The 14298-nt window shown below is 74.1% G+C and carries 10 protein-coding genes; 7 read left to right on the top strand and 3 right to left on the bottom strand.

Annotated elements, in window-relative coordinates; all coding sequences use genetic code 11:
• Positions 1 to 277 precede the first annotated feature (277 nt).
• From KBB57_RS15995 to KBB57_RS15965, 7 genes are all read left to right on the top strand, one after another.
• Positions 278 to 1090 (top strand): ABC transporter permease, encoded by an 813-nt coding sequence (locus KBB57_RS15995; RefSeq protein ID WP_290752227.1) that lies wholly within the window; start codon positions 278 to 280, stop codon positions 1088 to 1090.
• A 5-nt stretch (positions 1091 to 1095) separates the two neighbouring features.
• A complete protein-coding gene (locus KBB57_RS15990) occupies positions 1096 to 1851 on the top strand; it encodes a glycosyltransferase family A protein (protein ID WP_290752225.1) in 756 nt (251 codons plus the stop codon).
• A gap of 232 nt (positions 1852 to 2083) precedes the next feature.
• Positions 2084 to 3226: a non-hydrolyzing UDP-N-acetylglucosamine 2-epimerase gene (wecB, locus tag KBB57_RS15985; RefSeq protein WP_290752222.1), complete on the top strand. Its 1143-nt coding sequence runs from the start codon at positions 2084 to 2086 to the stop codon at positions 3224 to 3226.
• Positions 3227 to 3230: 4 nt separating this feature from the next.
• Complete coding sequence (gene wecC / locus KBB57_RS15980; RefSeq protein WP_290752220.1) at positions 3231 to 4586, top strand: UDP-N-acetyl-D-mannosamine dehydrogenase; 1356 nt, start codon at positions 3231 to 3233, stop codon at positions 4584 to 4586.
• An 11-nt stretch (positions 4587 to 4597) separates the two neighbouring features.
• Positions 4598 to 8905, top strand: coding sequence for a glycosyltransferase (locus tag KBB57_RS15975; RefSeq protein ID WP_290752218.1), 4308 nt, complete (start codon positions 4598 to 4600; stop codon positions 8903 to 8905).
• A 4-nt stretch (positions 8906 to 8909) separates the two neighbouring features.
• The gene (locus KBB57_RS15970) at positions 8910 to 9713 is read left to right on the top strand and encodes a methyltransferase domain-containing protein (RefSeq protein ID WP_290752215.1); all 804 of its coding nucleotides are present in this window, start codon (positions 8910 to 8912) and stop codon (positions 9711 to 9713) included.
• Entirely contained in the window at positions 9710 to 9949 is a 240-nt protein-coding gene (locus KBB57_RS15965; RefSeq protein ID WP_290752213.1) for a hypothetical protein, read from the top strand. The genes KBB57_RS15970 and KBB57_RS15965 overlap by 4 nt, the downstream gene beginning before the upstream one ends.
• 116 nt (positions 9950 to 10065) lie before the next feature.
• On the opposite strand, the gene KBB57_RS15960 is transcribed toward KBB57_RS15965, so the two are convergent.
• From KBB57_RS15960 to KBB57_RS15950, 3 genes are read right to left on the bottom strand one after another with little or no spacing between them, the layout of a single operon-like run.
• Complete coding sequence (locus KBB57_RS15960; protein ID WP_290752212.1) at positions 10066 to 10959, bottom strand: glycosyltransferase; 894 nt, start codon at positions 10957 to 10959, stop codon at positions 10066 to 10068.
• 1 nt (position 10960) lies between these two features.
• Positions 10961 to 12073 carry a hypothetical protein gene (locus KBB57_RS15955; protein WP_290752210.1) on the bottom strand — a complete coding sequence of 371 codons (1113 nt, stop codon included), beginning with the start codon at positions 12071 to 12073 and terminating at the stop codon, positions 10961 to 10963.
• A 55-nt stretch (positions 12074 to 12128) separates the two neighbouring features.
• The gene (locus KBB57_RS15950) at positions 12129 to 14225 is read right to left on the bottom strand and encodes an alginate lyase family protein (RefSeq protein WP_290752206.1); all 2097 of its coding nucleotides are present in this window, start codon (positions 14223 to 14225) and stop codon (positions 12129 to 12131) included.
• Positions 14226 to 14298 lie beyond the last annotated feature (73 nt).

The following is a 14298-nucleotide window of genomic DNA, read 5'->3' as shown; positions in this document are numbered from 1 at the left end:
GCTTGGCGGCGGGGGCTGCGGCGGCCGCCGGCGCGGCAGCAGCGGGGGGCGCCGCAGCGGGGGGCGCAGCGGCAGCGGCAGCGGGCGCCGGCGCGGCCTCCGCGGGCGCAGCGGGCGCAGGGGTTTCCACCGCGCGCAGGGGCGCGGGACGCCGGGGATCGGGCTTCAATTCGCTCATCGGGGCCTTCCGGCGTCTCGAGAAGGGGCTTGCCACGCCATCGGCGCGAGATCTACTCCGCGTTCCAGCCGAAGGCAAACGACCCGGGCGGGCAGCGCCATGACCACGATCTCCTCCTCCAGGCCGGCGCGGCTGCGGCCCGCCAGGCCCCGCTACCGCTGGGCGAGGGTGCTGGCCGCCCTCGTCATCCGCGAGATGGCGACCCGCTTCGGCCGCTCGGCCGGGGGCTACCTCTGGGCGATCCTCGAGCCGCTCGGGGGGATCCTGCTGCTCTCGATCGCCTTCAGCCTGGCGCTGCGCACGCCGCCCCTCGGCACGAGCTTCATCCTGTTCTACGCCTCGGGGATCATCCCCTTCACCATGTACAACGCCATGGCCCGCTCGGTCGCCACGGCGATCAGCTCCAACAGGGGCCTGATGGGCTATCCGGTGGTCACCGCGCTCGACGCGGTCATCGCCAAGTTCGCGCTGACCTTCCTCACCACGCTCCTGACCTCCACCATCCTCGCCACGGGGATCATCCTCTTCTTCCGCCTGCACGTCATCCTCGACCCGGGGGCGCTGAGCGCGGCCTTCTGCCTCGCCGCCCTGCTCGGGCTCGGGGTGGGGACGATGAACTGCGTGCTCTTCGGGCTCTATCCCACCTGGAAGAACGTCTGGTCGGTGGTGACCCGGCCGCTCTTCATCCTCTCGGGGGTGCTCTTTCTCTTCGAATCGGCGCCGCCCCGCTTCCAGGCCGCGCTGTGGTGGAACCCGATCACGCACGTGGTCTCGCTCATGCGCAGCGGCTTCTACGGCAGCTACGACCCGCACTTCGTCTCCTACCCCTACGTGATCGCCTTCGGCCTGACGCTCTTCGTCGTCGGCGCCTACCTCCTGCGCCGGCATACCCGGCTCCTTCTCGACCAGTGACGGCGGTGGCGGGGGGGCCGCTCTTCACGATCGTCACCCCGGTGCGCGACGCCGCCCGGACGCTCGCCGCGGCGGTGGCCTCGGCGCAGGCCCAGACGCTGCCGGACTGGGAGATGCTCCTGGCCGACGACGGCTCGACCGACGGATCCCGGGCGATGGCCGAGGGCTTCGCGGGCCGCGACCCCCGCATCCGGGCGCTGGCGCTTCCCGCCCCGCGCGGGGCGGCCGCGGCGCGCAACCTCGCGATCCGCGCCGCGCGCGGGCGCCACATAGCCTTCCTCGACGCGGACGACATGTGGCGGCCGGGCAAGCTCGCCGCCCAGGCGGCGGCCTTCGCCGAAGGCGAGGGGCTCGTCTTCACCGCCTACCAGCGCATCGACATGGAGGGCCGGCGCCTCTCCCGCGTCGACGTGCCCGCCCGGCTCACCTACGCCGAGGCGCTGATGGGCAACGCCATCTGCTGCTCGACCGCCGCCTACGACGCCGGCCGCCTCGGTCTCGTCGAGATGCCCGACCTGCCGCGCCGGCAGGATTACGGGCTGTGGCTGACGCTGCTGCGCCGCCTGCCGGCGGCGCGCGGGCTCGGGGAGGTGCTCCTCGACTACCGCGTCACCCCGGGATCGCTCTCGGGCAACAAGCTCGCGGCGGCGGCGGCGACCTGGCGGGTCTACCGCGAGGTGGCGGGGCTCTCCCGCGCGCCGGCGGCCTGGGCGCTCGCCAACAACCTCGCCCGGGGGGCCTGGAAGCGCCGCCGCGGCTGAGCCCGCGGGGACGCCGGGGCGCGCGGAGGCGCCGGAAGTCGCACCTCGCTCTTGCGGCGGCCGGCAAAAAATCGGAAAGGCGTACCGCAGACGCGAGAACGGGCGCGAGGCCCGCGGGGAGAGCGCCGCGCGTTTGCCGATCGGAGCTGCCGGCCGCGGGATTACGGGCCGGGCATGGCGCCGCAAGGGCGGCCAATCGATCGGCGGAACTGGGGCAGAGTGGGTCGATGGCATGACGCTTCGTGTATTGTGCGTGTTCGGGACGCGGCCCGAGGCGATCAAGATGGCCCCCCTCGTCCTGGCGCTGCGGGCAGATCCGAGGTTCGAGGCGCAGCTCTGCGTGACGGCCCAGCATCGCGAGATGCTCGACCAGGTGCTCGCGCTCTTCGGGCTCACGCCGGACTTCGACCTCGACGTGATGCGGCCGGGCCAGGACCTGACGGCGATCACCACGGCGATTCTCGCCGGCGCGGCGCGCGTGCTGGCCGAGGCGCGCCCCGACATCGTGATGGTGCACGGCGACACCGCGACCACGCTGGCGACGAGCCTCGCCTGCTACTTCCAGCGCATTCCGGTCGCGCATGTGGAGGCGGGGCTGCGCACGGGCGACCTCTACGCGCCCTGGCCGGAGGAGGCCAACCGCAAGATCGCCGGCGTGCTCGCCGGCCTGCACCTCGCCCCGACCGAGACGGCGCGGGCGAACCTGCTCGCCGAGGGCGTCGATCCCGCGACCGTCCACGTGACCGGAAACACCGTGATCGACGCGCTGCATGCGGTGGTGGCGCGAATCGAGGCGGACGCGGAGCTGCGCGCCGGGCTCGACGCCCGCTTCGCCTTCCTCGACCCTTCCGCCCCCGTCCTCCTCGTCACCGGCCATCGCCGCGAGAGCTTCGGCGCCGGGTTCGAGCGGATCTGCCGGGCGCTCGCCGAGATCGCGCGCCGCCGCCCGGGGCTCGAGGTGGTCTACCCGGTCCACCTCAATCCCAACGTGCAGGAGCCGGTCCGGCGGCTGCTGTCGGGGATCGGCAACGTCCACCTGATCGAGCCGCTCGACTATCTCCCCTTCGTCTACCTGATGAACCGCGCCCACCTGATTCTCACCGATTCCGGCGGCGTGCAGGAGGAGGCCCCCTCGCTCGGCAAGCCGGTGCTCGTCATGCGCGACACCACCGAGCGGCCCGAAGCGGTCGAGGCGGGCACGGTGCGGCTGGTGGGCACCGATTCAGCCGCGATCATCGAAGGCGTGGAACGCCTGCTTCTCGACACGTCCGAGTACGAAAGGATGCGCTTTGCCCACAACCCTTATGGCGACGGCCAGGCCTGCCCGCGAATCCTCGACATCCTCGCCCGAGACGGCGCCCGCAACGGCGGCTGACCCGATGGCGAACGCTTCCTTCGAGCGCATCGCGGTCGTCGGCCTCGGCTATATCGGCCTGCCCACGGCGGCGGTCTTCGCCGGCCGCAAGCGGCAGGTGATCGGGATCGACGTGAACCGCCACGCGGTGGACACGATCAACCGCGGCGAGATCCACATCACCGAGCCGGACCTCGACATCGTGGTGCGCGCCGTCGTGTCCGAGGGCTACCTGCGGGCGACCACGACGCCGGAGCCGGCGGACGCCTTCCTGATCGCGGTGCCGACCCCCTTCCGCGGCGGTCGCCACGGCGGCGGAACCGAGGCGCACGAGCCGGACCCGAGCCCCGGCGGCTCGGGCGCGCACGAGCCGGACCTGAGTTACGTCGAGGCGGCGAGCCGGGCGATCGCGCCCGTGCTCAGGCGCGGCGACCTCGTCGTGCTCGAGAGCACCTCGCCGGTGGGGACCACCGAGCGCATGGCGGCCTGGCTCGCCGAGATGCGGCCCGACCTCACCTTCCCCCAGACCCATGGCGAGGCCTCCGACATCCGCGTCGCGCACTGCCCCGAGCGGGTGCTGCCCGGCCATGTCCTGCGCGAACTGGTCCAGAACGACCGGGTGATCGGCGGCATGACCCCGGCCTGCGCGGCGCGCGCGGTGGCGCTCTACCGAATCTTCGTCGAGGGCGAGTGCATCCTCACCGACACCCGCACCGCCGAGATGGTGAAGCTGACCGAAAACAGCTTCCGTGACGCCAACATCGCCTTCGCCAACGAGGTCTCGGTGATCTGCGACCGGCTCGGCATCGACGTCTGGGAGCTGATCCGGCTCGCCAACCGCCATCCGCGGGTGAACATCCTCCAGCCGGGGCCGGGCGTCGGCGGGCACTGCATCGCCGTCGATCCCTGGTTCATCGTCAGCGCCGCCCCCGAGGAGGCGCGGCTGATCCGCACCGCGCGCGAGGTCAACGACGCCAAGCCCGCCTGGGTGCTCGCGCGCATCGAGGCGCAGGTCGCCGAGGCGGCCGCGCGCGCCGGCCGGCGCCCCGACGAGATTGCGGTCGCCTGCTTCGGCCTCGCCTTCAAGGCCGACATCGACGACCTGCGCGAGAGCCCCGCGCTCGCCATCGCCGAGGCCCTGGCGCGGCGCCATCCGGGCCCGCTCCTCGCGGTCGAGCCGCACGTGGCGGCGCTTCCCGCCACGCTTGCCGGGCGGGCGCGGCTCTGCACGGCGGAGGAGGCGCTGGCGGAGGCCGACGTGCTGGCGCTCCTCGTCGACCACAGCGCCTTCCGCGCGCTCCCGCCCGAGGCGCTCGCCGCCAGGGCCCGCGTCGACACGCGCGGGATCTGGACGGGCGCCCGGACCGGCCTCGCGGGTTAGGGGAGGGGACAATGGCCGCGCCGATCCGCAACGTCGTCCTGTTCTACGGCCATGTCGCCTCCAACATGGGCGATCTCGCCATCAACCTCGGCGCGGTCGCGCTCCTGCGGCGCGCCTTTCCCGATGCGCGGATCACCGTCGTCCAGATGAACGCGGCGCGCGCCGACCTCCGGGCGCGCAGCGTGGCCGCCTACGGGACGCCCGCGGACGCGGCGGCGGCGGCGCGGCTCGTGGGCTTCCAGCCCGATCCGGCGCAGGCGTCGCGCTATGCGCTCGATCCGGGCGCCCTGCTCGACACGGTCGGCGCGGCGGACAGCGACCTGGTCGTGCTGACGGCGGGCGAGCATCTCTTCCGCTACGCCGGGGCGGAGAACGAGGCGGCGCTGTTCTGGCGGCTCCTGCCGGCCTTCGCCGCGCGCGCCCGCGGCGTCCGCTGCGTGCTGCTGCCCTCCACGATCGGCCCGATCGAGACGTCGGAAGCGGCCGATCTCGTCGGCGCGGCCTTCGCCACGGGGCTCGCCGCCGCGGTGCGCGAGCCGCGCTCGGCGGCGCTCCTCGCCGCGGCGGTTCCGGGCGCGGCGGTCGTCCAGGGACTCGATCCGGCCTTCTTCCTCGACCCGCCCTCCGCCTCTCCCGCGCCCGCCCCGGCGCGGCAGGGCCGGCGGATCGCCCTCGTCCTGCGCTCGGAGGGCTGGGGCATCCGGCTGCCGCACGCCGCGCGCCGGGCCATGACCGACGCCTTCAAGGCCGACGGCTACCGTTCCAGCCGCGCCTTCCGCTTCGCCGTCGCCTTCGCCGCGCGCGCGCTCGCGGCGGGGGACGAGCTGCGGCTCATCGTCCAGACCGAGGCCGACCGGGCGCTCGTCGACGCGATCCGCGACCACCTGCGCGACGCGCCGGGGGCGGAACGGATCGAGGCGGTCACGCCCCCGACGATCGAGACCTACCTGGCGACGCTGGCGGACTGCGACGTCGTCGTCGCGGCGCGGTTCCATGGCCTCGTGATGGGCCTCGTCGCGCGCCGGCCGGTCCTCGGCCTGTGGTTCGGCGCCCATGGCCACAAGATCCCCGGCCTCCTCGACCTGCTCGGCCGGCCCGACCTCGCGCTCGACCTCGGTCGCGAGGAGCCGGAGGCAGCCGCGGCGATCGTCTCGGCCCGGCTGGCCACGGCCGCCGCCGGGCTGGAGGCGATGGAGGCCCGGCTCGCGGAGCTGCGCGCGGCCACGCTGTCCTGGCTGGGCGCCGAGACCGCCCGGCCCACCCCGGCGGCGGGGCTCGCCCTCGACGCCGTCCGGCCGCTGGGCCGGCTCGGCGTCGCGCTGGCGGAGGGCGCGCTCGCGCGCCGGCACGAGGCGACCGAGGCGGCGGAGCACGAGGAGCGGCGCAAGGCGGAGGCGGCGCGGGACGCGGCCGAGGCGGCGCTGCGCGACGCCGAGACCCGGTCGCGGGAGGCGCTCGCCCGCGCCGCGGCCGAGGCCGCGGCGCTGCGCGAGGCGGACGCCCGGTCGCGGGAGACGCTCGCCCGCGCCACGGCCGAGGCCGCGGCGCTGCGCGAGGCGGGCGCCCGCGCCGAGCGGGAGCACCGGCAGCGGGCCCAGCGGGCGGCGCGGGTGAGCGAGGCGCTCTCGCTGCGCCTGAAGGACATGGAGACCTCGGAATCCTGGCGCATCGGCCACGGGCTCGTGCGGATGCTGACCGCGCCGAAGCGGATGCTGAGCGGCAAGCCGGTCCGGCGCGGCGGCGACGCCGACGCCATCCTGCCCGAGCAGGCGCGGGGCCGGGCCAAGGCTCCGCCTCGGACGCCGCCGCTGCCGCTCCACGACCTCCTGCGCATCCTCAACCAAGCAGGGCCCCCGGGGGTGATCGCCGCGCTGCGGGCCGAGTTGAGCGCCGATCCGGCCGCGCTCTGTTCCGCCCTGACACGGAGCGCCCGCGCGTTGGCGGAGGCGGGCGCGGTCGAGGCGGAATATCCGCTGATCGCGGAGACGGTCCGGATCGACCGTTCCACCGCCAACCTGCGCACGCTCTTCTGGGCGGCGCTGCGGGCGGACGATCCTGACGCCGCCAAGACAGCGCTCGCCGAGGTAAAGGCGCTCTACGGGCCGACCCCGACCCCGGCGCAGAAGAAATTCCTCGACAAGATGCGCTCGGGCGGGTTGGCCAGCCTGACGCTGCTCGAGGGGGTTCGCAACTGCGACCCGCTCGCCTTCGATCCCGTTCGGGGCCGGCTCGCTTATGTCCTGCACAACAGCTTGCCCTATTCCTCCGGCGGCTACGCCACCCGGGCGCAGGGGCTGGCGCTGGGATTGCAGCGGAACGGCTTCGAGGTGATCGCCCTGTCCCGGCCGGGCTTCCCGCGCGACATCAATCGCGATCTGCTCAAGGTCACGCTTCCGGCAGAGGATATGATCGAGGGCGTGCGCTACCTGCGCAGCTTCGAGCCGTTTCGCCAGGAGATCACGCCGCCATACGCCGTCGGCGCCGCCGTCGCGATAGAGGCGCAGCTCCGCGAGTTCCGTCCCGAGCTGGTGATCGCCGCCTCGGCCCATCTTTCGGCGCTGCCGGCGCTGATCGCCGCGCGCCGACTCGGCCTGCCCTTCATCTACGAGGTGCGCGGCTTCTGGGAGGTCACCCGCATCTCGCGCAATCCCGCCCTGGAGCAGAGCGCATCCTTCAAGATGGAGCGCCGGCTCGAGGCAGAGATCGGCCGCCATGCCGACCACGTCTTCACCCTGACCGGGCCGATGCGCGAGGAGCTGGTCGAGCGCGGCGTGCCGGCGGAGAAGATCACGCTGCTGCCGAACTCCTGCGATCCCTCCCGCTTCACGCCACGGCCGCGCGACGCCGAGCTGGCGGCGCGGCTCGGCATCCCCGCGGACGTGCCGGTGATCGGCTACATCGGCACCTTCGTGCAGTACGAGGGGCTCGACGACCTCGCCCGCGCCGCGGCGCTGCTGCGCCGGCGCGGGCTGGTGTTCCGGCTGCTGCTGGTCGGCAACGAGAACACCTCCGGGACCGAGCGCGGCCCGATCACCACCGAGATCGAGCGGGTGGCGGCGGAGGAGGGGCTGGCCGACTGGCTGATCCTGCCGGGCCGGGTGCCGCATTCGGAAGTCGAGGCCTACTACTCGCTGATCGACGTGGCGCCGTTCCCGCGCAAGCCGCAGCCGGTGACCGAGATGGTCTCGCCGATGAAGCCGCTCGAGGCGCTGGCCATGGAGAAGGCGGTGGTGGTCTCCAGCGTGCGGGCGCTGACCGAGATGGTGGCCGACGGCGAGACCGGCCTCGTCTTCGCCAAGGGCGACGTCGAGAGCCTCGCCGACGTGCTGGCGCGGCTGATCGGCGATCCGGGCCTGCGCGCCCGCCTCGGCCGGGCCGGCCGCGACTGGGTCGAGCGGGAACGCACCTGGACCGCCACCGCCGCCAGGGCGAAGGCCGAGATCGACCGGGTGCTGGCGCCCGTGACAGCGCCGCCCCCGACGCCGAAGATCCCGGTCCCCGCGGCAGAGCCCATCCCGGCAAAGCCAACCTCGAAGCCGGCCGCGGCAAAGTCGGCCGCGAAGCCGAAGCCGAAGCCGGCCGCGCCACCCCCGCCCGTGTTGCCGCCACTAGCCCCGGAGCGTGAGAAGATCTTCACGACGGTCCACGGCATCTACGCCGAGCGGGACAAGCTCCGGAAAAAACCGGCCTTCTCCGAGAACGACTGGGCGCGCACCCGCCTCGCCTTCGACATGCTCGAGGGCGTGGAGCGGGTGGCCGACATCGGCATCGGCCAGGCCCAGCTCGTCAACCTGCTCGCGCGGACGCCGGAGGTGCGCCGCGTCGTCGGCTATGATTTCCGCAACTACGGCGCGCGCATCAATCCGCCGCGTAACGACCGCTACGACTTCCGGGTCTGGGACATCACGGGCCCGCTCGATCCCGCGCCCGAGCCCGCCGACGTGGTGGTCGCCATGGAGGTGCTGGAGCACATCGCGGTCGACCGCTTCGACGACGTGCTCGGGCGGTTGCGCGCGCTCGCGCCGGACCGGGCGATCTTCGTGACGGTGCCCTACAAGGAGCGGCATCCGCTCTATCACCACGATCAGCCGCATGGCCATCAGCAGTCGTTCGACGACGCCAAGATCGAGGCTCTGTTCGGCCCGGGCTGCCTCTATTCCGACTACCGGAAGAAGTGGTACTTCGTCTTCGCCCATGACCGGCTCGTCCGACCCGAAGCGCTCGGCCTGACCGAGTTCTGCACGCGGGTGCGGGCGCTTCTCGCGCAGACGACGCCGGCGGCTCCCGAGCAGAGGGTGTTCAAGGCAGCGCATGAATGACCCGGTGAATGACATCGTGTACGACCTCGCCCTCTTCGAGGCGCTGAACGAGGAATACCGCTCCCGGCCGCTGGTGCCGCGCCCGCGCTCCTACAAGACGGCGGCCGTCCTGGAGGCGGGCCGCCGCCGCGCGGCGGCGCTGACGGCGCGGTTCGGCCTCAAGGGCAAGACGGTGCTCGAGATCGGCTGCGGCCGCGGCGAGGTGCTCGCGGCGCTGGCCGAGACCGCCGGCTGCCGCTGCGTCGGCGTCGACATCGGCGAGTACCCGCTCTGGCGGGAGAACGCCGGCCCGAACGTGCGCCTCCTGCGGGTCGACCTGTCGCAGGACAGGGACGCCCTCGCCGGCGAGCGCTTCGACTTCGTGCTCTCGCTCGCGGTGTGGGAGCATGTCCGCCACCCCCATGCCCTCCTCGAACGCGCGCACGGGCTGCTCCGGCCGGGGGGCGAGATGTTCCTCAGCGCCAACCTCCACCGCGGCCCGAAGGCGTCGCACCGCTACCGGCAGGTGTTCTTCCCCTGGCCGCACCTGCTGTTCTCCGACGCGGTGTTCGAGGAGTTCTACCTCAAGCACCACAACAAGAAGATGCGCGCCTCCTGGGTGAACCGGCTGACCGCGGCGCATTACCTGCTCTTCTTCGAGACGCTCGGCTTCGAGCGGCTCGCGGTCTCCTACCGCACGACCCCGATCGACGAGCCCTTCTACGCGCGCTTCGCCGACCTGCTCGAGCGCTACCCCCGCTTCGACCTCGAGCGCGACTTCATCGAGGCGCACCTGCGCCGCCCCGCCGGCGACGCGCCCGCGCGGTGATCGCCTCCTTCGCCTGCGGCTTCGTCTTCATCCGCACCCGCAAGACCGCGAGCACCTCGACCGAGATCGCGCTCGGGACCTGGTGCGGCCCGGGGGATGTCGTCGTCCCGGTGGGGATCGAGGACGAGAAGATCCGCCGCCGCCACGGCGGGGGCCCGCGCAACTTCGCCGCCGACCCCCACCCCTACGAGGGGACCATGGCGCGTCCCGGCCGGCGTTCGGGTTCTCTGCATTAACGATTCAATCCCGACTCTTTTGCCTGGCATATGCGTCGTGCATAGGATGTGCATAGGATGTGCATCGAGGGATCCGCCGTAAACCCTTGGCGCCGAAGCCTTCGGACGGAACCGCATCAGCGCCGCTCCGGCAGCCCCCCGCACAGGAGGCGGAAGGTCTCGGCGAGCTCCACGCCCCAGAGCCGGTAGAGCGCCGCGATCGCGGCGCGCCGCTCGGACCGGGGGCGGGGGGCGGCGAGGAAGCGGCGATGCGCCCGCACGGGGGGCGTCAGGGTGCGGACCAGCCAGACGAGGCGCGAGAGCCGGCTCCCGCCGCGGATCTGGCCGCCCTTCACCCGCCGCGCCTTGCGGGCGAGCTCCTCCCAGCTCGCGCGGGCCGGATGGGCGACGACGGCGCCCTCGACCAGCGCGATCGGGATCCCCGCCGCGCCCGCCCGCCGGCAGAAGGCGGCGTCGCCCCCGGAGAGACGGCCTTCGTCGAAGCCGCCGAGCCGGGCGAAGACCGAAGCCGGAACGGCGAGGTTGGCGGTGGCGGCGTAGCCGAGCCGCACGTAGCGCGCCTGCGGGATGCCGCGGATCAGGTCGTAGGCCTCCCAGCGCGAAGGCGAGGGGCCGAGGGTCGTCATCCTGACCGGCCCGGCCAGCAGCCGCTCCGTCCCGGTCTCCGTCCCGGTCTCCGGCCCCGCCGCCGCGACGAGCGCGGCGAGCCAGCCGGGATCGGGCAGGCAGTCCGCGTCGGTGAAGGCGAGCAGGCGCCCGCGCGCCGTCGCGAGCGCGGCGTTGCGCGCCGCGTAGGAGCCGGGCGCGGCGCAGGCGAGGACGCGTGCGTTCCCCGGCAGGGCGAGCTCGGGCCGCCCCTCGTGGGGGGCGTTGTCGACGAGGAGGATCTCGAAGTCGCGGAAGTCCTGGGCGGCGAGCGCGGCGAGGAGCCCGGGGACGAGGTCCCAGTGGCGATAGACCGGGACGATCACCGAGACGGCCGGCGTCCCGTCCCCCGCGCCCGCCGCCATCTCAGGCCGCGACCCCGCTGCGGCGCAGGCCGGCGATCCAGAGCGCGCGGGTGGGAACGAGCCCCCAGCGGCTGCGGGCCAGCCGGGCGAGGATCGCCTGCTGCAACTCGCGGTCGATCGGGACCACCTCCTCGAGCCGCCAGGGCCGCAGCCGGTCGCGCAGGAGCGCCGGCAGCCCGTGGTCGGGCAGGAGCATGCGCCGCAGCCGGTCGTAGTCGAGCCCCGGAAAGACCAGCCCCCAGCGGTCGCGGAGCGCGATCGCGTCGCGGTTGGCGTAGTCGACCGCCTCGGCGATCTCCGGCCGGAGCCGCGGCCGCGGCGCCCCGAGGGTCGCGTCGATGCGGGCGAGAACCTTGACGAGCTGGCTGCTGTCGGCGGCGGGCACGTTGTCGCCCGCGCCGTGGAAGGCGGCGCGGAAGGCCCGGAGCAGGTCCATCGCCTCGGCGCTCAGGGTCTCGTTGCTGCGGGCGGCGGGGGCGAGGTCCGCCGCCGCGAGGCCGGCCCCCGGCAGGTAGGCGGCGAGAAAGTCCGCGGTGATGTCGCCCCCGGCCAGCAGGCTGCGGTCGTAGACCCGCGGCCGGATCGCCTCGGCGCCGAGCATCGCCCGGTAGTCGCGCAGCGCCACGAGGGGCGCGGGCGCCCGCGGCGGCAGGACCTTCTGCGAGCTCTTGAGGTGCTGCTGGAGCGCCGAGAGATAGTAGGCGGAGGGCCGGCGCAGGTAGACCGCCACGACGACCTCGCCGAGGGGCGCGAGCGCCGCCGCGAGCGTGGCGCGGCTCCCGGCCGGGAGCCTGCGGAACAGGCTCTCGGACGAGAGGATCAGCCGCTCCGGCCGGGCCGCGGCGATCTCATCCGCGAGATGGGCGCGGAAGGCGGCATAGTCGGCGGCGAGCGTCTCGGGCCGGTAGGCCGGAACCTTGCGGATATGGCGCGGCAGCTTCTCGTAGGGGGTGAAGCCGAGGAGCAGCAGCCGGTGGTTGTTGAAGGGGCAGCCGGGCGGGTTCGAGGGGTAGAGCACGCCCCGGGCGGCGAGCGCCGGGCCGGAGGCGCGCAGCCGGTCCTGGAGCACGGTCGAGCCGGTCTTCGGCATGCCGATATGGAGGATGGTCTGCATCGCCTTGCCCGCCGCGGAATCCGGGCCCGTGAGATGGACGGGGCCGGGGACGGTGTCAACGTGGGCCCCGCCGGGCGGGCGTCAGGGCGAGCGGCCAGAACGGCGGCACGCCGTCATGGGGGTCGAAGACCGGCTTCGCCGCGCCGGCCGCGGCGAGCGTCGCGTCGGGGACCGGAAGGCCGAGGTCGGCGGCATGGGCCGCCAGCGGCGCCGCGCGGGCGGCGTCGAAGGGGTCGATCTGCGGCCACGGCCAGGCCGCGACATCCTGCGCCAGCGCCCAGCCGACCCCGGCCGCGAGGCGCGACCAGGGGCCATCGGTGAGGTCCGGGTCGAGGAGCCCCGTGCGCCGCCCGAGGCGCAGGAGGTTCAGCCAGCCCTGCAGGTTGAAGAAGACGTAGTGCGCGGTGGTCTTGCGCTTCATCTCCTCGGGCTGGATCCCGTTCGAGCGGATCTGCGAGGCGAGCCGGGTCTCGGCCCGGATCAGGACCCGCCTGAGCGCCTCGCGCTCGCCGAGCCAGGCGAGGATCGCGGCGCATTGCAGGTCGTAATAGGCGCCGTGGTTGTTGCGCGCCGCCCGCTCGCGCACGCCCTGGCGGCTGGTCTCCAGCCAGCGGAGATAGGCGCCGAGCCAGTCGGCGAGCCCGGCCCGGACCGCCTCGGGCAGCGCGCCGCCGGCGTCGAGGATCCGCACCGCGTCGAGGAAATAGTAGAGGTCCTTGAACTCGATGATCCCCGCCCCGGTCCCCTGGTTCCAGTTGCGCCCCCGCCGCACCTGGGCGTAGCGCAGGTGCGGGGTCATCCGGGTTTCCGGCGCGACGAACCAGACCGCGACGTTCCTCGCCGCATGCTCGGCGAAATCCGCCCTTCCGCCGCGGCGGAAGGCCAGCGCCAGCGCGGTGGTGTCGTCGAAGAGCCGCTGCAGCCGGGTGCGGTCGAAGGCCTCGCTCGCGGGCTCGTACATCCGCGTGCCGGGCACGCGCTCGCCGTCGCGCTGGACGTAAGGCAGGCCGCCGGGGATCCAGCGGTTCGGCCACCAGTAGGGGGCGGGGTGCCAGTAGTCCCGGCGGTTCCGGCCCGGGGGCAGGGTGGTCTTGTCCGCCACGCTGAACGGGCCGCGGGTCAGCGCCTCCGCCGCCGCGGCCTCGACCGCCGCGAAGAGCGCGCCGTCGAGCCCGTCGATCGCCTCCGTCGCGTAGCAGGTGAGCCCCAGCGGATCGGGCGCGGGGGCGAGCCGGGCGTCGAGCGCGGCGAGGCTCGCGGCGATGCCCTCGCGCCGGGCGACGCCGCGGGCCTTGAAGCTGGCGAAATCCGCCTGTTCGAGATGCTCCTTGCCGGAGGCGAGCCGCGCCACCCAGCCGGCGGTCCCGAAGCGGCCGCGGTCGGGGGAGGGGGGGCGGCGGGGCGGATCCCAGGGATCGTCCTTCCACTTGTCCCAGGGCCCCGGGATGCCGAGCCGCCAGAACAGCTCCACCTTGGGCCGCCGCCCGTAGGCGAAGGCCGGGTCGAACGCCTCCGCGGCGTCGCGGCGGAAGAGGATCTGCGGCTCCTCCGCCGCCTCCGGCGCGAAGCCGGGGGCGAGCAGGTCGGCGTTTTCCGCGATCCGCGCCATGGGGGTGACGAAACAGGGCAGGTCGGGCCGGGCCAGCACCGCCGCGCGCAGCGCCGCCCAGGCCTCGGCGGTCAGGAAGCAGTTGCCGTCCCAGGGAAGGATCCAGTCGGCCCCCGCCGCCCGGCCGGCGGCGAGCGCGGCGTTGCGCGCGCCGTTGTTGTTCATCACCGCCCGGTTCTTGCGCGCCCAGGTCGAATGCCAGAGCCGGGCCGCCGTCTCGGCGTCGAGCCGGCCGAGGCCGCGGCCCTCCAGGAGGCCGGCGGGAATGCGGCCGGTTTCCCAGCCGGCATGGCGGTAGGCCGCCGGGTCGAAGGCGAGCCGGATCGGCGCCTGGCCGTGCTCGGCGAGGAGCGCCGTCAGCCGTGCCTCCTCCGCCCCGTCGACGATGCGGTTGAGCAGGAAGCGCTTCGCGCAGCCGGGGAGGGGCGGCTCGTTCTCGAGGATGAAGCGGAGGTTGTCGCGCGACTGCCCCGCCCGGTGCCGCGGCTCCAGGTCGTTGCCGACGATGCGGATCAGCAGGAACTCCGGCCCGGCCGCCGTCATGGGCGCGGCTGGGCCGGAAACGGAAACGGGCATCGTGCCGGGCCCTGTGGCGCGGGCCGGCGGGCGCATCCAC

Origin of the sequence: Amaricoccus sp. (genome assembly GCF_017993425.1) — a bacterium.
GTDB lineage: Bacteria > Pseudomonadota > Alphaproteobacteria > Rhodobacterales > Rhodobacteraceae > Amaricoccus.
The sequence above is the reverse complement of the archived record's forward strand: the minus strand, read 5'-3'. Positions and strand labels throughout refer to the sequence as shown.